Origin of the sequence: Nocardia sp. NPDC050378 (genome assembly GCF_040655675.1) — a bacterium.
GTDB lineage: Bacteria > Actinomycetota > Actinomycetes > Mycobacteriales > Mycobacteriaceae > Nocardia > Nocardia coubleae.
The window spans coordinates 95,172-118,708 of the sequence record NZ_JBFAKI010000005.1; the positions used below are offsets into that span (position 1 = coordinate 95,172).

General features: G+C 67.1%; 24 protein-coding genes. 9 read left to right on the forward strand and 15 right to left on the reverse strand.

Translation table 11 applies throughout. The annotated features are described in order from the left end of the window. Positions 1 to 98 precede the first annotated feature (98 nt). Entirely contained in the window at positions 99 to 806 is a 708-nt protein-coding gene (locus AB0I35_RS13215; RefSeq protein ID WP_357396065.1) for a MerR family transcriptional regulator, read from the forward strand. A gap of 148 nt (positions 807 to 954) precedes the next feature. Then, a complete protein-coding gene (locus AB0I35_RS13220) occupies positions 955 to 1,542 on the forward strand; it encodes a hypothetical protein (RefSeq protein WP_357396066.1) in 588 nt (195 codons plus the stop codon). A gap of 352 nt (positions 1,543 to 1,894) precedes the next feature. On the opposite strand, the gene AB0I35_RS13225 is transcribed toward AB0I35_RS13220, so the two are convergent. From AB0I35_RS13225 to AB0I35_RS13235, 3 genes are read right to left on the reverse strand one after another with little or no spacing between them, the layout of a single operon-like run. Beyond that, positions 1,895 to 2,254 carry a hypothetical protein gene (locus AB0I35_RS13225; protein WP_357396067.1) on the reverse strand — a complete coding sequence of 120 codons (360 nt, stop codon included), beginning with the start codon at positions 2,252 to 2,254 and terminating at the stop codon, positions 1,895 to 1,897. Continuing rightward, positions 2,251 to 2,481, reverse strand: coding sequence for a hypothetical protein (locus AB0I35_RS13230; RefSeq protein WP_357396068.1), 231 nt, complete (start codon positions 2,479 to 2,481; stop codon positions 2,251 to 2,253). Before AB0I35_RS13230 ends, AB0I35_RS13225 begins: the two co-directional genes overlap by 4 nt. Continuing rightward, on the reverse strand, positions 2,478 to 2,666 hold the full coding sequence (locus AB0I35_RS13235; protein WP_357396070.1) for a hypothetical protein: 189 nt from the start codon (positions 2,664 to 2,666) through the stop codon (positions 2,478 to 2,480). Before AB0I35_RS13235 ends, AB0I35_RS13230 begins: the two co-directional genes overlap by 4 nt. A gap of 214 nt (positions 2,667 to 2,880) precedes the next feature. Between AB0I35_RS13235 and AB0I35_RS13240 the strand changes: the two genes are divergently transcribed. Next, on the forward strand, positions 2,881 to 4,230 hold the full coding sequence (locus AB0I35_RS13240; protein ID WP_357396071.1) for a hypothetical protein: 1,350 nt from the start codon (positions 2,881 to 2,883) through the stop codon (positions 4,228 to 4,230). Here AB0I35_RS13240 and AB0I35_RS13245 read toward each other — a convergent pair. Next, positions 4,227 to 4,760 (reverse strand): NUDIX hydrolase, encoded by a 534-nt coding sequence (locus tag AB0I35_RS13245; RefSeq protein WP_357396073.1) that lies wholly within the window; start codon positions 4,758 to 4,760, stop codon positions 4,227 to 4,229. The genes AB0I35_RS13240 and AB0I35_RS13245 overlap by 4 nt on opposite strands. Before the next feature lie 619 nt (positions 4,761 to 5,379). Here AB0I35_RS13245 and AB0I35_RS13250 point away from each other — a divergent pair. Further along, positions 5,380 to 6,378: a diiron oxygenase gene (locus AB0I35_RS13250; protein WP_357396074.1), complete on the forward strand. Its 999-nt coding sequence runs from the start codon at positions 5,380 to 5,382 to the stop codon at positions 6,376 to 6,378. A 7-nt stretch (positions 6,379 to 6,385) separates the two neighbouring features. Here the strand turns inward: AB0I35_RS13250 and AB0I35_RS13255 are convergent, their stop codons facing one another. Both AB0I35_RS13255 and AB0I35_RS13260 read right to left on the reverse strand, forming a co-directional pair. Beyond that, entirely contained in the window at positions 6,386 to 7,111 is a 726-nt protein-coding gene (locus tag AB0I35_RS13255) for a TetR/AcrR family transcriptional regulator (RefSeq protein ID WP_357396075.1), read from the reverse strand. A 37-nt stretch (positions 7,112 to 7,148) separates the two neighbouring features. Beyond that, the gene (locus AB0I35_RS13260; protein ID WP_357396076.1) at positions 7,149 to 8,468 is read right to left on the reverse strand and encodes a family 1 glycosylhydrolase; all 1,320 of its coding nucleotides are present in this window, start codon (positions 8,466 to 8,468) and stop codon (positions 7,149 to 7,151) included. 276 nt (positions 8,469 to 8,744) lie between these two features. Between AB0I35_RS13260 and AB0I35_RS13265 the strand changes: the two genes are divergently transcribed. Then, positions 8,745 to 9,227 carry a nitroreductase family deazaflavin-dependent oxidoreductase gene (locus AB0I35_RS13265; RefSeq protein WP_357396077.1) on the forward strand — a complete coding sequence of 161 codons (483 nt, stop codon included), beginning with the start codon at positions 8,745 to 8,747 and terminating at the stop codon, positions 9,225 to 9,227. A gap of 48 nt (positions 9,228 to 9,275) precedes the next feature. Here the strand turns inward: AB0I35_RS13265 and AB0I35_RS13270 are convergent, their stop codons facing one another. The 6 genes from AB0I35_RS13270 to AB0I35_RS13295 are packed head-to-tail and all read right to left on the reverse strand — an operon-like array spanning position 9,276 to position 16,878. Continuing rightward, positions 9,276 to 10,718, reverse strand: coding sequence for an NCS1 family nucleobase:cation symporter-1 (locus AB0I35_RS13270; RefSeq protein WP_357396078.1), 1,443 nt, complete (start codon positions 10,716 to 10,718; stop codon positions 9,276 to 9,278). A 21-nt stretch (positions 10,719 to 10,739) separates the two neighbouring features. Next, positions 10,740 to 12,233 carry a CoA-acylating methylmalonate-semialdehyde dehydrogenase gene (locus tag AB0I35_RS13275; protein ID WP_357396079.1) on the reverse strand — a complete coding sequence of 498 codons (1,494 nt, stop codon included), beginning with the start codon at positions 12,231 to 12,233 and terminating at the stop codon, positions 10,740 to 10,742. A 16-nt stretch (positions 12,234 to 12,249) separates the two neighbouring features. Beyond that, positions 12,250 to 13,566, reverse strand: coding sequence for an aspartate aminotransferase family protein (locus AB0I35_RS13280; RefSeq protein ID WP_357396080.1), 1,317 nt, complete (start codon positions 13,564 to 13,566; stop codon positions 12,250 to 12,252). Further along, positions 13,563 to 14,588, reverse strand: a complete 1,026-nt coding sequence (locus AB0I35_RS13285; RefSeq protein ID WP_357396081.1) for a TIGR03842 family LLM class F420-dependent oxidoreductase — start codon at positions 14,586 to 14,588, stop codon at positions 13,563 to 13,565. The genes AB0I35_RS13280 and AB0I35_RS13285 overlap by 4 nt, the downstream gene beginning before the upstream one ends. Positions 14,589 to 14,597: 9 nt before the next feature. Continuing rightward, the gene (gene hydA / locus AB0I35_RS13290) at positions 14,598 to 16,019 is read right to left on the reverse strand and encodes a dihydropyrimidinase (RefSeq protein ID WP_357396082.1); all 1,422 of its coding nucleotides are present in this window, start codon (positions 16,017 to 16,019) and stop codon (positions 14,598 to 14,600) included. A 16-nt stretch (positions 16,020 to 16,035) separates the two neighbouring features. Continuing rightward, positions 16,036 to 16,878, reverse strand: a complete 843-nt coding sequence (locus AB0I35_RS13295; RefSeq protein WP_357396524.1) for a nitrilase-related carbon-nitrogen hydrolase — start codon at positions 16,876 to 16,878, stop codon at positions 16,036 to 16,038. A 121-nt stretch (positions 16,879 to 16,999) separates the two neighbouring features. On the opposite strand from AB0I35_RS13295, the gene AB0I35_RS13300 reads away from it, so the two are divergent. The 4 genes from AB0I35_RS13300 to AB0I35_RS13315 all read left to right on the forward strand — a co-directional run bounded on the left by AB0I35_RS13300 (position 17,000) and on the right by AB0I35_RS13315 (position 20,812). After that, positions 17,000 to 18,361, forward strand: coding sequence for an aminotransferase class I/II-fold pyridoxal phosphate-dependent enzyme (locus tag AB0I35_RS13300; protein ID WP_357396083.1), 1,362 nt, complete (start codon positions 17,000 to 17,002; stop codon positions 18,359 to 18,361). Positions 18,362 to 18,467: 106 nt separating this feature from the next. Then, the gene (locus tag AB0I35_RS13305) at positions 18,468 to 19,409 is read left to right on the forward strand and encodes a haloalkane dehalogenase (protein WP_357396525.1); all 942 of its coding nucleotides are present in this window, start codon (positions 18,468 to 18,470) and stop codon (positions 19,407 to 19,409) included. A 241-nt stretch (positions 19,410 to 19,650) separates the two neighbouring features. After that, a complete protein-coding gene (locus tag AB0I35_RS13310; protein ID WP_357396084.1) occupies positions 19,651 to 20,382 on the forward strand; it encodes a helix-turn-helix transcriptional regulator in 732 nt (243 codons plus the stop codon). Positions 20,383 to 20,407: 25 nt separating this feature from the next. Beyond that, on the forward strand, positions 20,408 to 20,812 hold the full coding sequence (locus tag AB0I35_RS13315; protein ID WP_357396085.1) for a DUF3703 domain-containing protein: 405 nt from the start codon (positions 20,408 to 20,410) through the stop codon (positions 20,810 to 20,812). Between the two features lie 125 nt (positions 20,813 to 20,937). Here AB0I35_RS13315 and AB0I35_RS13320 read toward each other — a convergent pair whose 3' ends face one another. From AB0I35_RS13320 to AB0I35_RS13330, 3 genes are all read right to left on the reverse strand, one after another. Beyond that, positions 20,938 to 21,939, reverse strand: coding sequence for a methyltransferase (locus AB0I35_RS13320; protein WP_357396086.1), 1,002 nt, complete (start codon positions 21,937 to 21,939; stop codon positions 20,938 to 20,940). 61 nt (positions 21,940 to 22,000) lie between these two features. Beyond that, positions 22,001 to 23,194: a site-specific integrase gene (locus tag AB0I35_RS13325; protein WP_357396087.1), complete on the reverse strand. Its 1,194-nt coding sequence runs from the start codon at positions 23,192 to 23,194 to the stop codon at positions 22,001 to 22,003. A gap of 60 nt (positions 23,195 to 23,254) precedes the next feature. Next, the gene (locus tag AB0I35_RS13330; protein ID WP_357396088.1) at positions 23,255 to 23,488 is read right to left on the reverse strand and encodes a hypothetical protein; all 234 of its coding nucleotides are present in this window, start codon (positions 23,486 to 23,488) and stop codon (positions 23,255 to 23,257) included. Positions 23,489 to 23,537: the final 49 nt, after the last annotated feature.

Consider the following 23,537-nt stretch of genomic DNA (forward strand, 5'->3'; position numbering starts at 1 on the left):
AGAGCTCCTCGATGATGTCGACAGTGACGCCGGTAACGCTAACGCCGACAGCCAGCACTGTCAAAGTCCGCCCGGCGCTCGGCCCCTATGCTGGTCGCGTGCCTCGATACACCCGCGCGGAACTCGCCGACGCCAGCGGCGTCGCGGCGCGCACGATCCGCTATTACCACTCGCTCGGCGTCCTGCCCAAGCCCGGGCGCGCAGGCAAGGAAGTGGTGTATTCCGACGAGCATCTGGACCGATTGCGCGACATCGTCGCCATGCAGGGCCGCGGGCTTCGGCTCGACGCCATCCGTGAGGTCTTCGACGCCGAACCGGCCAGCGGCGACTGGCGCACCCTGTTCGACCCCCGTGCGGCCCAGGCCGCGCACCGCAGCGCGGAGATCGACGACGCCGAACTCGCCGCCCTGCTCGGCGACCGCGGCTCGGACGTGCTGACCGAACTGATCGCCGTCGGCTATCTGGTGCGCCGCGGCGAACAGTGGTACGTACCGGATCGCCCGATGCTCAAGGGCGCCCTCGTGCTCTACGACGTCGGTATCGATATCCCGCTCAGCGGCGAACTGCGCACCATGATCCGTTCGCGGATGGCCGCGCTCGCCGACGAGGTGGTCCGCACGGTCCGTGACGCGGCGGGCGGCTACGCGGGCGAAGACCTCGGTGTCGACCTGACCCGCTTCCGCGAACGGCTGCTCGCCATGGCCTGGGAGGTCGGTGGCACCACACTGGCCGCCGAGGTGAACCGGGCCGCCGAGGAGGCTGCCGAGGCGCGCCGCGAGCCGGCGGGTTCACCTCCGGTCGGCTGATCGGCATGACTTTCCCCACGTGGCGCCGTCGCTACTTCCGAGGGACCGGTCGGTACGGTAGCGAAGGAGGTGATTCCTGCGGTATGTGGGGTGAGAGATGTGTGAACGGCGGGCCCACCGGTACCGCCGCCGAACGGGGAGTGCCCGAGTGAATTCTCGCGAGGAGATCTTGCGCCGCGTCCGCGACGGGCTGCTCGACCTACCCGACGACGCGCGACGGGTGACAGTACGTCGCTCGGGTCGCCGGGCCGACGCCGATCCGGCCGAACGCGCCGCCGTACTCGCCCGCTTCGTCGAACGGCTGCGCGAACAGGGCTCACTGGTGCGGCTGGTCGACACCACGGGCCTGCCCGCCGCGGTGGCCGATGTGCTCTACGGGATGGGCGTGCGCACCGTACTCGCCGCCGTCGAGCCCGGTCCGGCGTGGCTCGACCATTGGGCCGGTGCGCCGGGTCATGCCGTGGTGCACGGCTCCGGCGCGGCGAGCAGTGGCGACGCGGTGGTCCGCGACGCTGTCGCCGGCGATGCCTCGACCGGTTCGCTCGCCCTGGAAGTGGACGGCGGGCCCGCCGTGTCGGAGGACATGCCCCAGGTGTGCGTAGTCCGCGCCGAGCGGGTGTTCAGCTCGTTGCCCGATGCGCTCGACCGCCTAGATCCCCGTCGCCCGCTCATCTGGCGCGGCGGCCCCGCGGATGCGGAACTGGCCCGTCAACTGGTTGTTCTGCTGGTCGAATAGTCATCGCTCTCGATTCGAACGCGCCGCACACGGGGTGTGTGTCCCTATGGTTTTCGTCAAGCTCAACGGGGCGTTGGTTGAAGAGATTGGGCCGGCCGGGATTGTGGTAGGAGATGTAGGGAGATAGAGGCAGCAACCCCCGAGACCCGGGGGTGGGATCGGGGGCCACCATCACCCCTCTATTCGTGTGACGGAAGCACCGGAGGAGTTCAGGTGGGCCACTGGGCGTCGCCCGTAGCGTGCACGGCGTGGAGGCCGGCATTGCGAGGGCTTGTTCCGTACAAACCCTCTATATCCTAGAACCGGGCACCGCCGCCGGCATTGGAGTTGCCGCGGTGTGCGAGGGATTTCGTCACTTCGTCTCCTTGTTTGGTGGGGTGAAGCCTCGTGTGCCGAATGGCGACGGGATTTGTCGCGCGAACGTTTGTTTGTCTGCGACTGTGATGACGTCGCAAACTGCGATCAGGTCAGCCGGGACGGTGCAACCTTCGAAATGGCGGGCCGACAGGGTGAACACGGCATCCGCCTTGGAGAGGCGGGTGATGGCTGTCAGGTATTCGATGGGTTCGGCGGTGTGCTCGTTGGCCGAAACGATCTCCTTCAGGTCGTACCCCCAGCGTTTGGCCAGGTGCGCGATCGCCGCCTTGTGCAAGTCGAACGAGTCGCCCGATACATCGACGCGGAGGTAACCGATCGCGATCCCGTCGGTCACAGCACCGTCCCGACCGACAGCCCGTCACTTGACGGGCGCCAACCGACCTCACCTGAAACCTGGTGTGACCGAACCAAACCCATATCCTCGAGCTGCCGCAGGTAGGTTTCTGTGGTCTGGGGCCGGTTATGCAGTTGGGCGGCGAGGTCAACCGCGGTTACCGGGGACTTGTGCGCCGCGGTGCACAGGCTCTGCAGGATCCAGTCCTGGCAATGGGTCAACGTCATCGCGACGCCTCCATTCGATGGGCGCGCGGGTCCAGAACCATCCGCTTCGTTTCAACCAGCTTGGCGCGGGCGCGACGACGCACCCGGCACGTCTTGACATCACACTCGAGATGGACCTGCATCGCGTCGTGTGCCTCTTGGACGGTGAGTGCTCTGGGCGCGACATGGCAGAACCAGATGCTCATGACGCCACCGTGACCTTGTTACTCAGTCGGTTCAGGCTGTCCACAGGAATGCCCCCTGTATAGATCGGGCGCCCCGGAATTGCGGGGCCGTAACCAAGCACACCGTGAAGGCGACCGCGGCGGAAGACGTGCACGTCGGGCGGGTGTGTGCACAGGGTGTGTGCACGAAAAACGGTTCCTAGGCACGGGGTTCAGCCCGTGTCACACTCCATGCATGGGACGCAACCCGAAGCAGCCCAACCGGCAACTGGCCGAGCTGATCGAAGAGACCGGTGTGCTCCGGAAGGGGCTTGCCCGTCGTGTCGTCGAGCGCGGCCGGGCGTTGGGAGTGGACCTTGCTTACGACCACACATCAGTCGGGCGATGGCTCGCCGGCGAACAGCCAACGCCGCCGACACCGTCGTTGATCGCTGAAGTGATGAGCGAGCTGGCGGGCCGCCGCATCTTGCCGACCGACTGCGGTATGACGCCGTGCGACTCCGCAGACCTGGGTCTGGAGTTTTCGCTGTCCCTGACCGAGGCAACTGCCGCGGCGACTGCGCTGTGGCGCAGTGATGTTGAGCGTCGGCGGTACCTACAAGGTTCGTCCTACGCGGTGGCGGTGTACCCAGCAGCGAGTATGAGGTGGCTGACGTTGCCCGGACCGGAGCATCCAGTGTCGTCGTCCGGTCTGCGTAGGATCGGGCAGGCCGATGTCGACGGGGTTCGCACGATGACACGCGTGTTCGCTGACCTGGACAACTCGGTCGGCGGCGGTCGCATCCGCAGCACCGTCGTCCACTATCTCCACACGTCGGTGGCGCCGCTTCTCCATGGAACGTACGGAGAAGATGTCGGGCGCAAACTGTTCGGCGCCACAGCGGAGATGATGAAGCTCGCGGGCTGGGCCGCCTACGACCTCGAGGAACATGGCCTGGCGCAGCGGTACCTGATCCAGGCGCTTCGCATGGCCCGCGCGGCTGGCGACGCCGCGCTCGGGGCGGAGATCCTGAGCGCCATGTCGCACCAAGCGACGTACGTCGGCCGCCCGGGTGATGCCGTCGACTTGGCGCGCGCCGCCCAGATCGCAGCTCGCTCAACGGGTTCGGCGACCCTCGAAGCGGGGTGTCTCCTTGTTGAGGCCCACGGTCATGCGGGTCGCACCGACCAACGGTCGTTCGGGATCACGCTGGCCGCAGCGGAACGCGCCTTCGGGCGTGAAGATTCCAGCCTCCCCGGATGGCTGACCTACCTCGACTCCGCCTACATGTCAGCCAAGTCCGCCCAGTGCTTCCGAGACCTCGGCGACCACAAACGCGCCGCCGAGCTAGCACTGCAGTCCCTGGACATGAGCGATGGGTACAACAGGGGGCGGACCTTCAACCTTTGCCTGCTCGCATCGTCTCTCGCGCAGGACGATCCGCACGAGGCTGTTCGCGTGGGGGAGCAGGCGCTCGAGCTGGCCAGCGGGGTCGAGTCCAAACGCACCAGCGCCTACCTGCGTGACGTACGCGCCCGGCTCACCCGTCACGACGCGATGCCTGACGTCGCAGAGTTCCGGCAGCGAGTGAAGGCCGGTGTCTAAGTCAGCGACAACGCCCGGTAGATGCCGACCACGGTTGCCGCGCCGACGATCTCGCCGCGGTCGATCATCTGCACTGCCTCGTCGAGCGGAATCCACCGCACCTCTTCGGCCTCGTTGATGTCGGGTGCCGCGCCGGTTGGCTCGGCGCCGCGCGCTAGGTAGATTTCCTGTGGCTGGTCGAGGGTGCCGATGGCGGGCTGGTAGGTGACGAGGTGCTCCATCGAGTTCGGTCGCCAGCCGGTCTCTTCCTCGACCTCGCGGGCGGCAGCGGCAGCGACGTCCTCGGCGCCGTCGACGTACCCGCCGGGCACTTCCCACACCCACTGGTCGATGAGGAACCGGTGCCGTCTCATGAGCAGCACCTCACGGGATTCGTTGAGCACCAGCGTCATTGCGCAGCGCGGCATCTTCGCGGTGTATTGGGTGAAGCGGACGCCGTCGGGCAGTTCGATGTCGATCGTTTTGAGGGTGATGTGTCGGTTCTCGTCCACCAGGCGCTCGCCGAGGATCTTCCACTGTGTGTCGCTCACCACTCGACGGTAACGCGTGTGCGCGTATGTTGCGCACGTGATGTGCACACGTTGCGCACTCAGCTTCACGCCACCCAGGTGTGGTCACACACGACTGTGATTGGGCCATTAGATGACAGCGTCGCACCGTCGGCACGCCAGGTGCGGTGCGGCCGGTCGGGTACGGCGACGCGGCCGAGACGGTGCCGACGAGGACTTGGCTTGGCCCGAGGGGGTGCCAGCGGGGCAGGCGACGGGGGAGGGGCGCGCCCAACCGCCGCAGACGCGCTGCGCCATCGGTATGCGAGCCAGCGGTTAGCTGGTGGTGTTTCGGTGCGGTAGTTGGCGGATTACGTGGGCCACGAGGATGCGGCATTGACGCTGCGTGCCTACACCCATTTGATGCCGACAAGTGCACCGCGGTCGCGGAATGCGACGGATGTGTGGTTCGGGGGACCCATCGGCCAAGGACTCGTCCGGTCGCGGCTCAGGCTGTGAGGCCTGGAGAGGTTTTGAAGGACGAGGGGGTCGCGGGAGGGGCGTCGGGGGTTGTGTGGGACCTCGAGTCTCAGTTACTCTGAGTTCGACGATGTGACGGTTGACACTGCCGTGCGCATCGACGCGAACCGAGGAGGCACCGATGACGCTGACCGAATCGAGCCGTGGCGGACTCATCAGCGAGGAATACCGCGATGCCCTGGCGACCCTGTCTCAAGGGTCCGTCGACCGGCATTTCGATCCCTACCTCGATATCGACTGGGATTCGCCGGAGCTGGCTCTCGACCCGAACGACCCGCGCTGGGTGTTGTCGTCCGAATACGATCCGCTCGGTGCCACACAGTGGTACCGCGAGCAGCCGCTGGAGCGGCAGATCGAGATCGGCAAGTGGCGCACCGCGAACGCGATCAGGGTCGGCGCGGCATTCGAGAGCATCCTGATCCGCGGGATGATGCAGTACATCATGAAACTGCCGAACGGCTCACCCGAGTTCCGGTACTGCTTGCACGAGATGACCGAAGAGTGCAACCACATCCAGATGTTCCAGGAACTGGTGAACCGCATCGGTGTGGACGTACCCGGCATGCGCCCCTTGTTCCGGGCGCTCTCGCCGTTCATCGGCGTGGCGGGCGGCTACGCGCACACGATCCTGTTCATCGGCATCCTCGGCGGCGAGGAACCGATCGACCACTATCAGAAGGCCATGCTGCGCGCGGGCGCGAACCTGCCGCCGATGGTGGTGCGCACCATGGAGATCCACATCGCCGAGGAGGCACGCCACATCTCCTTCGCGCACGACTTCCTCGCCGCGCACATCGGGCGGATGGGTAAGTTCAACCGCGGCGTATGCTCGGTGGCGTTCCCGATCGCGATGCGCTGGCTGGCCGGGGAGATCATGGCTCCGCCCCGTTCGTTCGCCACGCAGTTCGACATCCCGCGTGAGGTCATCCGTGAGGCTTTCTGGAAGTCGGAGCACTCCCAGCACATGCTGGCGGGCTACTTCGCCGACGTGCGGAAGCTGGCCGACGATCTGGGCATGATGAACCCCGTGGCCAAGCAGGTGTGGAAGGCGCTCGGCATCGACGGGCCGCTGTCGCGCTACCGCAGCGAGCCGGAGCGGAGTGCGCGCCGGGCAGCGTGAGCGGCCCTCAGTCGCCGTTGGTCATCAGCTGGGTGATGACTGTGGTGAGGGGTTGTTCGGCGTCGAGGGTGAGTCCGTGGCGCCGGGCGACGCCGTCGACCACGTGCCAGGCGTAGGAGGCGACCTCCTCGATCAGCTGCTGTCTCGACAGGACCGGGGCGGGGTCGTTGGCCCAGCGGGTGACCGTCGCCTCGGTCATCGAGACGATCGCGAAGGTCATCGTGTCGGCCGAGCCGTCGTCGGCCACGCCGACCACCCCGGCCAGTCCGGTGACCAGCGCGCGGGTCGACGCGGCGAGTGTCGCGATGAGCGAACTCATCGCGTCGACGTCCGGATCGGCCTCCGACGGCCCGGTGCGCAGGAATTCGTGCAGTCGTGGATGTTCGGTGACCCAGGTGACGACGGCATCGACCGTGCGAACGAGGATCTGGTGGATGGAACCGTCGCCGATGTCGAGCGCGTCCTCGATATCGCCGACGAACCGGTCGGTGATATCGCCGCGGATGCGCCGGTCGAGTTCGTCGCGGCCCGCGAACTGCCGGTACACAACGGATTTCGCGAGCCCGGCATGTTCGGCGATCTGGACGATCGGCACCTCGACACCCGGCGGCGCCTGCTCGATCAATTCGATCGCCGCCTGCACGATCCGTTCCCGGCGGCTGTCGTTGTGCGGCTGCCACCGGGCTTGTCTGCCGCTCACGGCGCGGGCGGGTCGTGACGTTGCGCTCGACACCGCCTGAGTGTAAAGCACACGATCCGGTATCGAACTGTTACCGAGGGACCGTCACCGGATCGGTGCAACTCGCCACCCCGTTCACCACCGAACAGGGCGCAGGCGCTCGCGTCGGGCGATAGTGGTCGCCGACGCCGCCTGCGGCGGTGATCTCCCGGTAGGCCGCGACAGCGTCGGTGGGCTTGCGGGTGAGTGCGGGGTCGGTCAGCACGTCGACGGTGTAGAGGCCGAATCGCGGTGTGTACGAACCCCATTCGTAGTTGTCGGTGAGACTCCAGTAGTTGTAGCCGAGCAGTGGGATGCCGTCGGCCACGGCGCGCTGCAGCCAGTACACGGTGTCGCGCAACGAATCGGCGCGGGTGTAGCCGTCGGGGCGTGGCAGTCCGTTCTCGGTGGGCATCCCGTTCTCGACGATGTAGAGCGGACGGCCGGGGAACTTGCGGGCGTAGTGCTCGAGGACGTAGTAGATGCCCTCCGGGTGCAAGGGCATGGTCCAGAGCTTGCCGGGGTCGGGGATGCGCGGTTCGGCGGGGGAGAAGCTGTAGTAGTAGTCGATCCCGATGTAGTCCAGGCGCGCCGAGATGCGGTCGAGCAGCGGGCCGTTCACCGCGTCGTCGACGGCGGGCAGGTGGGCGACGTTGCTCGTGACCATGGCACCCGGCTGCACGGAGTGGATGTACTCGTGGATGCCGTTGTGGGCCTGTGCGATTCGGTCGACCATGGTCGGTGCGTCGGCAGGGGTGAGCCCGCCGTGGCGTAGTTCGTTGGCCAGATACACCATCGGCTCGTTGAACGTCACCCACAGCGGGTCCGCATGGGCGAAGCGGTCGACGATGCTTCGCGCGTTCGTCAGCCAGTCGGCCACGATGCGCGGATCACGCCAGCCGCCGCGATCCGCTATCCAGCCGGGATAGAGCCAGTGATCGAGGGTGAGCATCGGTCGCATGCCCGCCGCGACGATCGCGGCGACGACCTCGTCGTAGAACCCGAGACCCGCCTCGTCCCAGACACCGGGCCGAGGCTGTACCCGCGCCCACTCGATGCCGATGCGGTACACCCGCACACCCAGGTCGGCCGCGAGTGCGATATCCGATCGGAACCGCCGGCGGAAGTCGACCGAGTTCAGGTATGGATGCTCGGTGTGTCCGGACTCCGCGTAGCGGCGCCAGTTGCTGTCCGGTGCGTCGCCTTCGGCCTGGAACCCGGAAGCGGCTACGCCCCAGAGGAAGTCGGGGCCCATCGGTGCCAATTGGGCGGGCGCCGGTGGTCGGGCGGCAGTGGGGGAGGTGCTCCCCGCTAGCGCGGCGAAGACGATGGCGATCGTGGCGAGGGTCCGGCGGCGACTGGGGGAGGGCATGGCACTCCTGGCGGGCTGGGATGGGAAGGGGAGTCCAGTGTGCGGCATCGAGGAGCGGCAGTCCGGGAATCGCGGCAGCGAGGCGAACGCCCAATTATTACATTCGGTTACGCAGATATGCGCATCCATCTATGTCAGCTCACCATCATCAACCATGAACTCACCTGAGACACATGTCCCCACGAACAAACCGCCAGCAAGGACAGGGGAGTGAAATGCCTCTCAAGCACACCCTGTGGGTTCGTCACTCCGGCGAGCTCGAGCCAGGATTCGGGGATGGTGTGGAATCCCTTGCCCCGTGTGGCGCGCGTGTTCGGAGCACAAGCCTGGGTGATGCGGGGGGCGAGCGTCGTGTTGCCCGCCGAGCGGTTGCTTCGCCGGTTCTCCGGTGGGCGTTGGGGTGTCCTGGATCTGGCCGGTCTGCCGTCGATCGAAGTGACCGTGGTCGGCCGCAAGTCCGGTGTGCCGCGTACGACCTCGCTGCTGTGTGTGCCCGACGGCGACGGCTTCTTCCTCGTCGGTTCCAACTGGGGCAAGCCCGAGCATCCGGCGTGGTCGGCGAACCTGCGTGCCGCGCGCACGGCGTCGGTGCGGTTCAACGGTAGTGCGGCGTTTCCGGTGTCGGTCGCGGAGATCACCGGCGTGGAGCGTAAGCGGGTGTGGGACCAGGTCGTGGAGTTCTGGCCTGGTTACGAGATGGAGTATCGGCTCGCCGGCGGGCGCGAGTTCCGGATCTTCCGGCTCGACCGGATCGTCTGACGGCTGTGCCCCGGTGACAGTCGTTGTCGCCGGGGCACAGCCGCGGGTTCAGACCTGCGCGGGTTTGCGGCTCAGGCCGTACATGACGGCCGCACCGAGCGCCGCGCCGACCGGCCACGACAGTGCCGTGACCGAGGCGGAATCGGGGACAAGGGCCACGACGACGCTCACCGCACCCGCGATGAGCAGCGCGACGAGTGCTCGCGGATTGAAGCCCCGGGTGTAGAAGTACGTGCCGTCGGTCGCGCCGGAATAGAGCTCGGGCACCTCGGTGCGCTGTTTGCGAACCAGGTAGTAGTCGACGACCAGGATGCCGAACACCGGCCCCATGAGGGCACCGACGCCACCGAGGAAGTAGACGATGAAGTCCTGGTTGGCCCACAGCTTCCAGGGCAGCACGACGATCGACAGGACGGCGGTGATGATGCCGCCGGTGCGGAACGAGATGTACTTCGGTGCGGCGTTGGAGATGTCGTAGGCGGGGGAGACGAAGTTCAGCACCACGTTGATGCCGACGGTCGCGATGGCGAACAGCACGGCTGAGATGATGACAATCGCGTCGTTGTCGATGTGGGCGACGAGTTCCACCGGGTCGGACAGCACTTCCCCGTACACCTTCAGGGTGGCGAGGGAGATGATGATCGAGATGACGACGAACGCGGTCTCGTTGAAGGGGATGCCCCAGGCGTTGCCGCGCCGAATGGCCTTCTGATTTGGTGAGAACCGGGCGAAGTCCGCGTAGTTGACGAGCGGTCCGGCCATGAACGCGACCATCAGGAACGCGACCCCGATGAACGCCGACACCGTCTGTCCGCTCGAGAGTGCTTCACCCGCACGGGCATTGAGGTCGATACTCCAGTCGGCCTCGCTCATGATCCACACGGCGAGGGCGATCATGCCGATCCACACGACCGGTCCGGCGAAGTCGGAGGCCTTGCGCACGATCTCCATGCCGTAGCTGATGATCATCAGCTGCACGGTCCACAGCACGAGGAAGGCGATCCAGCCGAGCGCGGACAGTCCGAGGAAGCTGGGTTTCGTCCACGACTCGAGACCTGGCGACACCCGCAGGATCAGCACGATCACCGCGGTGGAGGCGAGGTAGGTCTGGATGCCGTACCAGAAGATCGCGACGAGCGCGCGGAGCAGGGCGGGGATGTTGGCGCCGAACACGCCGAAGGTGGCGCGGGCGAAGACCGGGAACGGAACTCCGACCTTCTGACCCGCGACGCCGACGAGGTTGCTCCCGAGCCACAGCATCAGCACACCGGCGAACAGGGCGAGCATGGTCTGCCAGCCGGTCATGCCGAGGGCGAGCATGCCGACGGCGAAGCCGTAGCTGGCGATGCTGTGGGCCGAGGTCATCCAGAGACAGAACAGGTCCCAGGTGCGCCAGGTCGCCGTCTCCTTGGTAGTGGGCGCCAAGTCGTCGTTGACCAGCTGCGAGTGTCGTCCCGCGCCCTCGGGCGCGTGGACCTGTGTTTCTGTCATCGCATTATCTCTCTACTACTGCTAACTGTGCTGGGGGAACCCGAGGTTGATGCCGCCGTGGCTCGGGTCGAGCCAGCGTGACGTGATCGCCTTCTCCTGGGTGAAGAACGAGAAACCCTGCGGTCCGTAGGCTTTCGCGTCACCGAAGATCGAAGCCTTGTGACCGCCGAAGCTGTGGTAGGCGACGGGCACCGGGATGGGGACGTTGATGCCGATCATGCCGACGGTGACGCGGCGCTGGAATTGCCTTGCGGCCCCACCGTCGTTGGTGAAGATCGCGACCCCGTTGCCGTAGGGGGAGCTGTTGATGAGTTCGATGCCCTCCTCGAAGCCGTTCACCCGGACGACGGAGAGGACCGGGCCGAAGATCTCGTCCTGGTACACGGCGGAGGTGGTCGGGACGTTGTCGATCAGGGTCGGGCCGAGCCAGAACCCTTCGGCGGCACCGTCGATGTTGGTTTCGCGGCCGTCGACGACGACGGTCGCGCCGTCGGCGGCGGCCACGTCGAGGTAACCGGCCACCTTGTCGCGGTGTTCGCGGGTGATGAGCGGGCCCATGTCGCAGCCTCGGCGACCGTCGCCGGTGCGCAGTTCGCTCATGCGTTCGGCGATCTTGGCGACGAGTTCGTCGGCGATGCTGTCGACGGCGAGCAGCGCACTCACCGCCATGCATCGCTCGCCGGCCGAGCCGAAGCCGGCGTTGACGGCGGCGTCGGCGGCGAGGTCGAGGTCGGCGTCGGGCAGCACGAGCATGTGGTTCTTGGCCCCACCGAGCGCCTGGACTCGTTTGTCGTTGGCGGCGGCGGTCTGGTACACGTAGCGTGCGATCGGGGTGGAGCCGACGAAGGAGATCGCGGCGACGTCCGGGTGGACGAGCAGGGCGTCGACGGCTTCCTTGTCGCCGTGGACCACATTGAGGACGCCCGCGGGCAGGCCCGCTTCGGCGGCGAGTTCGGCGAGCCAGTTGGCGGCCGAGGGGTCCTTCTCGCTGGGTTTGAGGACGACGGTGTTGCCCGCGGCGATGGCGATCGGGAAGAACCAGAGCGGAACCATGGCGGGGAAGTTGAACGGGCTGATGATCCCGACCACCCCGACCGGCTCGCGCACCGAGTACACGTCGACGTCGGTGGAGACGTTCTGGCTGAATTCGCCTTTGAGCAGCTGTGGCATGGCGAGGGCGAATTCGACGACTTCGAGTCCCCGGGCGATCTCGCCGCCCGCGTCGCTGAGGACTTTGCCGTGTTCGGCGGTGAGGATCTGCGCGAGGTCGTCTTTGCGGGCGTTGAGCAGTTCCCGGAAGGTCAGCAGGAACCTGCTGCGGGTGGCGATCGAACTGTCGCGCCACTGGGGCAGGGCGGCGGCGGCCGCGGCGACGGCGGTGCCGACGTCGGTGGCGGTCGCCATGCGCACCTCACGTTGGGGTGTGCCGAGGGCGGGGTCGAAAACGGGTGCGGTGCGGGTGGATTCGCCCGGCCAGGCCTTACCGTCGATCCAGTGCTCGAGAATCTGTGTCATGGTCGTTTCCTTGTCTTCAGAGTCCGGCGAGTACGTCACGAATCGCGGCGACGCCCGCGGTGGCCTCGGCGTCGGTGATGACGCAGGGCGGCACCACGTGCAGGCGGTTGTCGGCGATGAACGGGAGCACGCCGCGATCGAGCAGACCGGTTTTGAGCTTGCCCATGGTCGCGGCGGGGACGGGGGTTCGGGTGTGTGGGTCGGCGACGAGTTCGAGTGCCCAGAACACGCCTTCGCCGCGTACCTCACCGATGACGGGGAAGTCGTCGGCGAGGGCCCGTAGTGCGGGGCCGAGGGTTTCGCGGCCGACGCGCTCGGCGTTGGCGACGATGCCCTCGGATTCCATGGCGTCGAGTGCGGCGACGATGGAGGCGGCGGCCAGGGGGTGACCGCTGTAGGTGAGGCCGCCGGGGAAGACGGTGTCGTCGAAGGTGTGTGCCACGGGGTCGGAGATGATGACGCCGCCGACCGGGACGTAACCGGAGTTCACGCCCTTGGCGAAGGTGATCAGGTCGGGGACGACATCGTGGCGGGAGAACGCGAACCAGGCGCCGGTGCGCCCGAAGCCCGCCATCACCTCGTCGAGGATGAGCAGGATGCCGTAGCGGTCGGCGATCGCGCGTACGCCGGCGAGGTAGCCCGGCGGTGGGACGAGCACACCGGCGGTTCCGGGCACGCTTTCGAGCAGGATGGCCGCGATGGAGGCGGGGCCTTCGCACTGGACGACCCGTTCCAGGTGATGCAGGGCGCGCTGGCATTCCTGTTCGGCGGTCTCGGACCAGAATTCGCTGCGGTACAGGTAGGGGCCGAAGAAGTGGACGTGCCCGCGGGCGAATTCGTTGGGTACGCGCCGCCAGTCGCCGGTGGCGACCACGGCGGCCCCGGTGTTGCCGTGGTAGGAGCGGTAGGTGGAGAGCACCTTGTCGCGGCCGGTGTGCAGGCGGGCCATCCGGATGGCGTTTTCGATGGCGTCGGCGCCGCCGTTGGTGAAGAAGACCTTGTCGAAGCCGTCCGGTGCGAGCGCTGAGATACGCTGCGCGGCTTGTCCTCTGGCGAGGTTGGCGGTGGCGGGCGAGATGGTGGCGAGTTGGGCGGCCTGCTCGGCGATCGCTCGGGTGACGGCCGGGTGCTGGTGGCCTATGTTGACGTTGACGAGTTGACTGGACAGGTCGAGGTATTCGCGGCCGGCGTGGTCCCACACTGTGCAGCCGCGTCCGCCTGCGATGACGAGTGGTTGTAGCGCGGCCTGGGCGGACCAGGAGTGGAAGACGTGGTCGCGGTCGAGCCGGTAGGCCAGGGCGTCGAGGTCGGTCGCGGTGTCGGCGGCGGTCATGATGCCGCCTTCATCGCGGTGATGTGTTTGCTCATGCCGGGGATGACGGTTTCGCCGTAGACGCGCATGGTCTCCTCCTTGTTGTCGTGTTGGAGATAGCCCGCGAACTGGTCGACACCGAGTTCGGCAAGGCGCTGCAGCTTCTTCAGGTGGTCTTCGGCGGTGCCGAGGACACAGAACCGGTCGACGATGTCGTCGGTGACGAAGGCGGCGTGGGTGTTGCCCGCACGGCCGTGCTGGTTGTAGTCGTAGCCTTCGCGACCGGCGATGTAGTCGGTCAATGCCGGTGGGACGGAACCGGTTTCGCCGTAGCGGGCGACGATGTCGGCGACGTGGTTGCCGACCATGCCGCCGAACCAGCGGCACTGGTCACGCATGTGGGACCGGTCGGTGCCGATGTACATGGGTGCGGCCACGCAGATCTTGACCGCGTCGGGGTCGCGCCCCGCGGCGGCGGCCGCGTCCTTGACGGTGCGGATCATCCATTCGGCGATGTCGAGGTCGGCGAGCTGGAGGATGAACCCGTCGGCGACCTCACCGGTGAGCTGGAGGGCTTTGGGCCCGTAGGCGGCGACCCACACGTCCAGGGTCGAGCCCGTGCTCCACGGGAACTGCAGCACGCGTCCGTCGACCTCGACGGGGCGGGAGTTGGCGAGTTCCTTGATGACGCGGATGGATTCGCGCAGGGTCGCCAGGGTGGTCGGTTTGCCGCCGCCCACCCGGACCGCCGAGTCGCCGCGGCCGATGCCGCAGATGGTGCGGTTGCCGTAGGCCTCGTTGAGGGTGGCGTAGGTGGAGGCGGTGACCGTCCAGTCGCGGGTGGCGGGGTTGGTGACCATGGGGCCGACGGTGATGCGTTTGGTCTCGTTGAGGATCTGGCTGTAGAGCACATACGGTTCCTGCCACAGGATGTGGGAGTCGAACGTCCACAGGTGGCTGAAGCCGTGTGCTTCGGCGAGTTTGGCCAGGTGCACCGTGCGCGCCGCAGGCGGGTCGCACTGCAGGACCGCTCCGAATTGCATGGTGGCTCCCTAGATGAGGTATTGACAGGGGTCGCGTCGGACGAAACGTCCGTCGCCTTTGCGGCCGAGATAGGTGTCGTCGTCGACGACGACCTTGCCTCGCGAGAGCACGGTGTCGACGTGGCCGTCGATCTCGTAGCCCTCCCAGGCGGAGTGGTCCATGTTCATGTGGTGGGTGGCGTCGACGCCGATGGAGGTGTGGCCGTCGGGGTCGTAGATCACTACGTCGGCGTCGGCGCCGGGAGCGAGGACGCCCTTGCGGCCGTAGAGACCGAACATGCGCGCGGGGGTGGTCGCGGTGATCTCCACCCAGCGTTCGAGGCTGATCTTGCCGTCGACCACGCCCTGGTACATGAGGTCCATGCGGTGTTCGACGGAGCCGATGCCGTTGGGGATCTTGGAGAAGTCGCCGATGCCCATGTCCTTCTGGCCCTTCATGCAGAAGGGGCAGTGATCGGTGGACACCATCTGCAGGTCGTTGGTGCGCAACGCCTGCCACGCTTCGTCCTGGTGGTGGTCGTGCTTGGAACGCAGCGGCGTGGAGCACACCCATTTGGCGCCCTCGAAACCCGGCGCACCCAGCTGGTCCTCCAGCGACAGGTACAGGTACTGCGGGCAGGTTTCGCCGAAGACGTTCTGGCCGCGATCGCGGGCGGCGGCGAGCTGGGCGACAGCCTGTTTTGCCGACACGTGCACCACATACAGCGGCGCGCCGGTGAGTTTGGCGAGCATGATCGCCCGGTGGGTGGCCTCTTCCTCGAGTTCCCAGGCGCGCGCGATGCCGTGGTAGTAGGGGTCGGTCTTGCCCTGGGCGAGCAGCTGGCCGACGAGCACGTCGATCGCGGGCCCGTTCTCGGCGTGCATCATGGTGAGCAGGCCGGTGTCGGCGCCGGTCTGCATGGCGCGCAGGATCTGGGCGTCGTCGCTGTAGAACACGCCGGGGTAGGCCATGAACAGTTTGAAGCTGCTGATGCCCTCGCCGGGGAGTTCGCGCATGGCGCGCAGGGATTCGTCGTTGACGTCGCCGATGATCTGGTGGAACGAGTAGTCGATCGCGCATTCGCCCGCGGCCATGTCGTGCCAGGTCTGCAGGCTGTCCTGGACTCGCTCCCCGAATTTCTGGACGGCGAAGTCGATGATGGTGGTCGTCCCGCCCCAGGCGGCGGCGCGGGTGCCGGTTTCGAAGGTATCGGCGGCGGTGGTGCCGCCGAAGGGCATCGACATGTGCGTGTGGGCGTCGATGCCGCCGGGGATGACGTATTTGCCGGTCGCGTCGATCACGCGGTCGACCGTTTCGGTCAGATTCGCGCCGAGGACGGTGCTGCCGGGTTCGAGGAGGGCGACGATGCGTTCACCGTCGATGAGCACATCGGCCGCGGCGCGCCCGGTTGCCGAGACGACGGTGCCGCCGGTGATCAATGTTGTTGCCACGGTGATCCTTTCCGGCTCAGGGCGCCACGATCGAGGAGTAGGAGTCGGGGCGGCGGTCGCGGTAGAACTGCCAGTCGCCACGCACCTCGCGCACCACGTCGAGGTCGATCTCGCGGATCACCAGTTCCTCGGTGCCGGTGGAAGCGACCTCGCCGACGAAATTGCCGCGCGGATCGACGAAGTAGGAGCTGCCGTAGAAGGTCACCGCGTCGTCGCCGAATTCGTCGCTCTCGGTGCCGATCCGGTTGTTGGCGGCGATGAAGTACTGATTGGCGGCCGCGGCGGCCGGCTGTTCGAGTTCCCAGAGCCGGTTGGACAGGCCGGGTTTGGTGGCCGAGGGGTTGAAGACGAGTTCTGCGCCTGCCAGGCCGAGGGCGCGCCAGCCTTCGGGGAAGTGGCGGTCGTAGCAGATGTAGACGCCGATCTTGCCGACGGCGGTGTCGAACACCGGGTAGCCGAGATTACCGGGGCGGAAGTAGAACTTCTCCCAGAAGCTGGGCAGGTGGGGGATGTGGTGCTTGCGGTATTTGCCCAGGTAGGTGCCGTCGGCGTCGATCACGGCGGCGGTGTTGTAGAGGACACCGGGCTGGTCTTCCTCGTACACCGGCAGCACGATCACGATGTTGTACTCGCGCGCCAAGGCGGCGAACCGTTCGGTGGTCGGGCCCGGCACCGATTCGGCGTATTCGTAGTACTTCTTGTCCTGCACATTGCCGAAGTACGGCCCGTAGAACAGTTCCTGGAAGCAGATCACCTGAACGCCTTCGGCGGCTGCCTGCTCGACGAACTTCTCATGTTTGGCGAGCATCGATTCTTTGTCGCCGGTCCAGGTGGCCTGTGTGATGGCTGCTTTGATGATCGTCACCGGTCGATCTCCTGCCTAGGATTTGGGTTATGTTATCGTCAGTACTAAACATTTCTTGAATGTTTCACCCAATGCCGGGAAGTGTAAATCTCGAGGGGCCGACGGCGAGGGAAAAGTGGACAAGAAGATCCGGATCGATGATCCGACGCCCGCCGGGATCGCCGGGGCGATCGCCCGGCTCATCACCAGTGGCGAACTGCGCCCGGGTGATCGGCTCCCCACAGTGCGCGAACTGTCCGCGCAGCTGGGAGTGAGTCCGGCGACCGTGAGCCACGGGTGGCGGGCGCTGGCCCAGGCCGGGCTGGTTGTTTCCAAGGGGCGCAGCGGAACCTTCGTCACCGGGGTGCCTCGCGCGGCCCCGACGCGTGCGGGTGGGATGACCGGTGGGGCCGAGTCCGCGCGCCTGGATCTGTCGCTCGGCACGCCCGATCCCGCCCTGCTGCCCGAGATCGGGTCGCTTCTCGCGCAGGTGGCTTCGCGCGCCGAGAGCACCGACTACCACCAGCCGCCGGTGGTTCCCGAGCTCGGTCGGCTGCTGCAGGCCGACTGGCCGACGGGGTCGGGTGGGTTGACCGTCGTCGACGGGGCGATGGACGCGGTGGCGCGCAGCCTGGCTGCGGTGGTGCGCTTCGGTGACCGGGTGATCGTCGAGAACCCGACCTTCCCGCATTTCCTCGACTATCTCGACACCATCGGCGTGCAGGCCGTCCCGGTGGCGATGGATGAAAACGGTGTGCTGCCGGACGAATTGGCGCGCGCCCTCACGCTCGCGCCCGCCGCCGCCGTCCTACAGCCACGCGCCCAGAATCCGACCGGCGCGTCCATGACCGCCGAGCGCGCCGAGACGCTCGCCAAAATCCTCGGTCGCAGCGAACACCGGTGCATAGTCGTCGAGGACGACCACTCCGGTGCGATCGTCGCCGCCCCCGACATCAGCCTCGGCCGCTGGTTGCCCGACCAGGTCCTGCACGTGCGTAGCTTCTCCAAATCACACGGCCCCGACCTGCGCATCGCCGCCCTCTCCGGCCCCGAGGAGGTGATCGATCGCATCGTTGCCACCCGCATGCTCGGCCCCGGGTGGACACCGCGCATCCTGCAACGTCTGCTGTACGAACTCCTGCGTGACGACACCGCGAACGGCACTGTCTCGCAAGCACGTACGGAATACGCCGATCGGCGACGCGCACTCACCGGTGCGTTGAGTCGGCACGGTGTGGCGGTTGCCGACGGGGACGGGCTCAATGCCTGGGTGCCGGTGACGGATGAACGCTCGGCGCTGGTTCATCTGGCGGCTAACGGCATTCGGGTGGCTCCGGGTGGTCCTTTCCTGGTCGGCGAGGAGGCGGGTCAGCCGCAGGCGGTGCGTGTGACCGTCGCGCCGTTGCGCGACGGCATCGACGACGTGGCACGAATCCTGGCCACCGCCGCCCAGCCGCCGCGGCAGTCGGAGTACTTCTCATTGCATACGGGGCGTTGACGGGCTCGCCCGACCCTCTGGGTGAGTTGTCCAACTAACTCTGGACAAACGGCAGGGCACTCGCTAATGTTCTGAGTCAGTTAGTTAACTAACTGACTCAAGGACGATTGCACCCCGACTCTGTCGACCGGAATCGCCTCCTGTCTCCACCGCTGAAAGGACCACCATGCCTGTCACCCGCGTACTCGACTCGACCATCTACCACCGTGAAACCGGCACCGGCGCACCGATCGTGTTCTTGCACGGCAACCCCACCTCGTCGTACCTGTGGCGCAATGTTCTGCCCGGCGTCGGCGCCGGTCGGCTGCTCGCTCCGGACCTGATCGGCATGGGCGAGTCGGGGAAGCCGGCGATCGACTACAGCTTCGACGACCATGCGCGCTACCTGGATGCCTGGATCGAGGCGATGGGGTTGGACAGTGTGGTGCTGGTCGGCCACGACTGGGGTGGCGCGCTCGCCTTCGACTGGGCGGCACGGCATCCGGATCGGGTGCGCGGAATCGCGTTCACCGAGACCATCATCAAGCCCATGAGCTGGGAGGAGTTCCCCGAGGCCGGTCGGGATCTGTGGCGCGCGATCCGGACCGACGGTGTGGGTGAGTCCATCTTCCTCGAGGACTCGTTCGTCCAGGACGGGCTCGCCACCATCTCGGATCGGCTCGAGCCCGCCGATCTTGCGGTGTACCAGCGCCCGTTCCCGACGCGGGAGAGCAGGCTTCCGGTGCTGCGCTTCGCCCGGTCGATGCCGCTGGACGGAACGCCGACCGACGTTGTCGTCCGCGCCGAAGCGTACGACGAATGGCTCGCGTCCAGCCCGGACGTGCCGAAGCTGATGGTGAACTTCACGCCTGCCTACGGCGCGATGACCGAACCCGCCGTCATCGACTGGTGCGCGAAAACCATTTCCGCCCTGCATATTCAGCAGTACGACGAGGTCGCCGGCCACCACACTCCCGAGGACCAGCCGGATCTGCTGGCCGCTGCCATCTCCGAATGGCTCGACCGCAACGATCTGAGGCAGGTACACCACGCCGAGGCGCTGGTCTGAGCCCTGCGCGCTCCGGCGCCTGAGCGCCACCTATCCGCTGTCCGGTCATCCGGCGTGAGGTCGCCCCTCGGAGATCGGACCGACGCGCCGTCCGCGGCAGCCCACTGCTCGCTCGGTGCCGCACCGTTGGACGCACTCGAGGCTGCCGGGCGGGGCGGGATTGCGATACTTCGACCATGCAGTCTTCGACGCACCGTGCGGTCGGTGGCCCATCATGTCGGGCCGCTCCAGGGCAGAACACGTGACCGGTGCGACCGGATGGACCGGGACGATGCTGCTGCGGCCCGGGTTGATGGTGCTGACGGGCGAGGTCGGAACCACGGCGCTGCATGCGCACCACACGGTGCAGATCATGCAGAGCAAGTCCGCGTTCCGCATCGGTGATGGTCATGGATCAACCGCGAGCTGCCGGGCCGCGGTGATTCCGCCGAACACCAGCCACCGTGTCGTCGATGGCACCGCCTCGGCGACATTGATCCACCTGGCGCCCGAAGCGGAGGTGGCGAGGGTGCTGTGTCCTGATCCCGCGGATGTGGTCGAGGTCTGGGTGCGTCACGGGGAGATGTTCAGCTGTGGCCCGATCGGAATGGCTGCCCTTGTCACGGGCGCGGGCGAGCCCGACCGTAGCGCCTGGCATCCGGCGGTACGCCGTTCCTTGGCCGATCTGCCCGCGCTCCTCGCCGACGGCCCGGTTCGGCTCGGTGAACTGGCACAGCGGGCGGGACTGTCGGAGAGCCGACTGGCGCACCTGTTCTCGGCCGAAGTCGGACTTCCGTTCCGGGCGTACGTGCGTTGGTTGCGGATGCAGCACGCGGTCCGGCTGTTCGCGGCAGGTCGAACCCTGACCGAGGCGGCTCATGGTGCCGGATTCGCCGACAGCGCCCATCTGAACCGGGTCTGTCACAGCATGTTCGGCGCAGCCCCCTCACAATTCGGGCAGCTGCGGTTGGTGGACGAACTCGGTAGCCCGTAGCAGGTTTGTTCAAGCAGACGCCGACGTGGACAGCAACGCTGTCGGGAGGCAATCCAACTCAGGAGGTCCCATGTCCCGCATGCCTGCCGGCGTCCGATCCGCATTCGAAGCCGAACTGAACCGCGCCCGCCTGACCACTGATATCGACGAGATGTGGCACGCGCTCGAACGGGCCCACATCCTGTCGCAGGAGTGGGCGTGGCCGCACACGCGCGCCCACTGGCAGATGCTCCGGCTCGCGATCCGCTCCCGCGACCGCCGCGAAGTCGTCGGCCAGGTCCTCCGACTCGCCTTCGGCGGCATCGCATCCGCGACGGGTCGGGTGCCCGTCGGGAACACCGGCCGGAGTGATGTCGGCCCGCTCACGCCGATGCCGATCCCGGAAGATCTCATGGCCATACTTTCCGCCGGTGCCACCACACCACGATGATCAAGTCCGAGTCGTGCGGCTCCGACGGCAAGAGTCTCCGCTGCGCAGGGGACACATTCGGTGGCCGACACAAGGCCGTATCGGTGATGCTCGCCGGCTGCCCCATAGGACGTGGCGAGGTGGGCTCAGCTGTGGTCGGTGAGGCGGAATTCGAGTAAGCAGCGCTGGTCGGTCAGGTCTGTCACAGTGTCGAGGACCAACCCGTGGGCCGAGGCCAGGGCGCGGAACTCGTCGACGCGGCGTTCGCGGCTACCGAAGATGACGAGCATGGCCAGATTGAATTCGGTGGCGGCATGTCGTCCGCCGACAGGCTCGATGACAAGGACCCGGCCGCCCGGTCGGGCGGCTTCGACGCAGCGGGCGAGGATATGGCGCGCGTGCTCATCGTCCCAGTCGTGCAGGATGTCGCACAACAGGTAGGCGTCCGCGCCCGTCGGCAGTGGCTCGAAGAAGCTGCGTGCGGTGACTTGCACGCGATCCTGGACACGGTGTGCGCTGAAGGCCGTCGCGGCCTCGTGTGCGGTGGGCGCGAGGTCGATCAAGTGGCCGCGAAGGAGTGGGTAGGCGGCGAGGATCGCTGCCAGGAGTGTGCCGTGGCCGCCGCCGACATCGACGATGCTCCGAAAGCGGCCCCAGTTGTATCCGGTGACGATCCGGGGGATCTGGTCGCGGAATCGGTCGGTCATCTGGTGGTCGAACGACTCACGCAAGGTGGGGTAGCGGGCGAGGTCGGCCCAGAAGTCCTGCCCGTAGCGGACCGGGTACGCGGCGTTTCCGGTGGTGATGCTCTGCAGCAGGTCGGTGAAGGCCAGCTCGGCGCGTCCCCCTGCCATGTCCAGATGCAAGAAGTTGGTCAGGCCGTTGCCCGCATCACTACACAGAGTCGCTCCGAATTCGGTCGTTCGGTATCCGGTGCCGGTGTGCTCGATGATTCCGAGGGTCGCGAGATGATCCAGCAGCAGTTCGAGTGCTGTGGGCGAGACACTCATTTCAGACGCGATACGTGCGGCGTCGGCGGGTTCTTCGCGCAGCCGATCCGGAAGACCGAGGGTGACGCACACCCGCAGAGCCATCGGCGTTGCCAAGCCGGCCAGGGTTCGGATCGCTGCGACATCGTGCTCGCTCACGACGATCAACGATGGCACACCTGCTAGCCGATGTAACTACTTTGTCTCGGTGCGGCTTTCGTCAGAGGCCGAGTTTGGTGACGGCGTTGTCTTCGAGGGGGTTGGCGGTGCGGATGTAGCCGTGGACGGTGCGGGGGTTGGACCAGCGGCCCTGGCGCATGATTTCGCGGTCGCTGGCGCCACCGAGGGCGGCTTGGGTGGCGAAGCCGGCGCGTAGGGAGTGGCCGGAGAACAGGGCGGGGTCGAGGCCTGCGCGGGCGGCGTAGCGTTTGACCAGTTCGGCGACGGCGCGGCCGGACAGGGCGGTGGGGGCGATGGTGCCGTGCCGGTTGACCGTGGGGAACAAGGGGCGGTGGGGATCGCTGCTCAGGGAGGTTCCGGTGAAGCCGTGGCAGCGGTGGATGGTGGTGTCGGCGATCGGGTTCGCGGTGACCCAAGCGCGGAGATCGTCTGTGCCGGAATGATTTTCGAGAAGCTGAACCCAGTCGGCGAAGGCGCAGACGGGGCAGGTGTGCGGGTGTTTGCCGCGTGGCAGGGCGACACGCTGTTCGCTCGCACCGGTCGGGTCGGTTTTGGTGGTCGGCAGGTGCACGATCAGCAGTGGTTCACCGGTGTGGTGATCGGTGCGCACCTGGACATCGCCGATGCGCAGGGCGGCCAGTTCGCTGCGTCGCAGCGCACCGGCGAAACCGACCAGCAGGGCGAGGGCGTCGCGGCGGCGGGCCGGTTCGGTCGGCCAGCCGGGGGCGGGGAGTTCGGCGAGGAGCTGTTCGAGGGTGTGCAGCAGGACCGGGCGTTTGCGGGTGGGTGGGGTGCGGCGGGTGCGCCGGATGCCACGCAGGGTCAGGCGCACGACGTCGGACCTTGTCGGGGACGGCAAACCGTTGGCCGCGTGCACGGCGGCGATAGCGGCGGATTTGCGGTCGAGGGTGGCGGGACTGAATGCCCACGTGCCGTTCTCGCGGCGGGCGTCGGCGGCCGCGGCCAGATACACCGCCACGTCGAGCGGGTCGGCGGGCAGCGCCTGGCGGTGTTCGCCCGCGCACCAGCCCGCCCACGCGATCCAGTCGGTGCGGTAGGCGCGCAAGGTGTTGGCCGACTGCGAGGCCTCGAGATAGCGGCGTAGCGCGCCCGCTTGGTCGTCGTCGAAGCGTTCACCGACGAGCCGCAGTGCGGCGGTGTCGATCAGGACGCTGCGCACCCCGCGGCGTAGTTCGGTGCGGACCCGTTCGGGTAGCACGACCGCCTCGCTCACCGCAGCCCTCCTCGCCCGCCTTGTCGCCGCTGATCTACGGCGCGCCCAGCTTAATCCGGGTCAGGGCAGTTCCTCGAGTTCGGCGAGCTTGGTGTGGATGAACGCGGCGAGGCGGTGCTTGGCCGCGCCGGTGAGGAAGCTGGTGTCGCCGAGGCGAGGGAACCCCTCGTCCGCCGATGCCGTGGGTTCGGGGGTGTCGGTCTCGCCGACCAGTTGGAGACGTGCCGGATGCTGCTGGGGGAGAGGAACATTCGGTTCGTCCGGTTCGGTCTGCTCTGCTCCGGTACGTACCATGACTCGAACAATAACGTTGTGGTCACGGCCGTTGCCAACACGATGGGCC

Coding starts and splice junctions, on each gene's coding strand:
- AB0I35_RS13330 (WP_357396088.1), bottom strand. CDS start 23,488: ATGGTACGTACCGGAGCAGAGCAGACCGAACCGGACGAACCGAATGTT.
- AB0I35_RS13250 (WP_357396074.1), top strand. CDS start 5,380: ATGACGCTGACCGAATCGAGCCGTGGCGGACTCATCAGCGAGGAATAC.
- AB0I35_RS13260 (WP_357396076.1), bottom strand. CDS start 8,468: ATGCCCTCCCCCAGTCGCCGCCGGACCCTCGCCACGATCGCCATCGTC.
- AB0I35_RS13275 (WP_357396079.1), bottom strand. CDS start 12,233: ATGACACAGATTCTCGAGCACTGGATCGACGGTAAGGCCTGGCCGGGC.
- AB0I35_RS13230 (WP_357396068.1), bottom strand. CDS start 2,481: ATGACGTTGACCCATTGCCAGGACTGGATCCTGCAGAGCCTGTGCACC.
- AB0I35_RS13285 (WP_357396081.1), bottom strand. CDS start 14,588: ATGCAATTCGGAGCGGTCCTGCAGTGCGACCCGCCTGCGGCGCGCACG.
- AB0I35_RS13240 (WP_357396071.1), top strand. CDS start 2,881: ATGGGACGCAACCCGAAGCAGCCCAACCGGCAACTGGCCGAGCTGATC.
- AB0I35_RS13265 (WP_357396077.1), top strand. CDS start 8,745: ATGGTGTGGAATCCCTTGCCCCGTGTGGCGCGCGTGTTCGGAGCACAA.
- AB0I35_RS13235 (WP_357396070.1), bottom strand. CDS start 2,666: ATGAGCATCTGGTTCTGCCATGTCGCGCCCAGAGCACTCACCGTCCAA.
- AB0I35_RS13270 (WP_357396078.1), bottom strand. CDS start 10,718: ATGACAGAAACACAGGTCCACGCGCCCGAGGGCGCGGGACGACACTCG.
- AB0I35_RS13280 (WP_357396080.1), bottom strand. CDS start 13,566: ATGACCGCCGCCGACACCGCGACCGACCTCGACGCCCTGGCCTACCGG.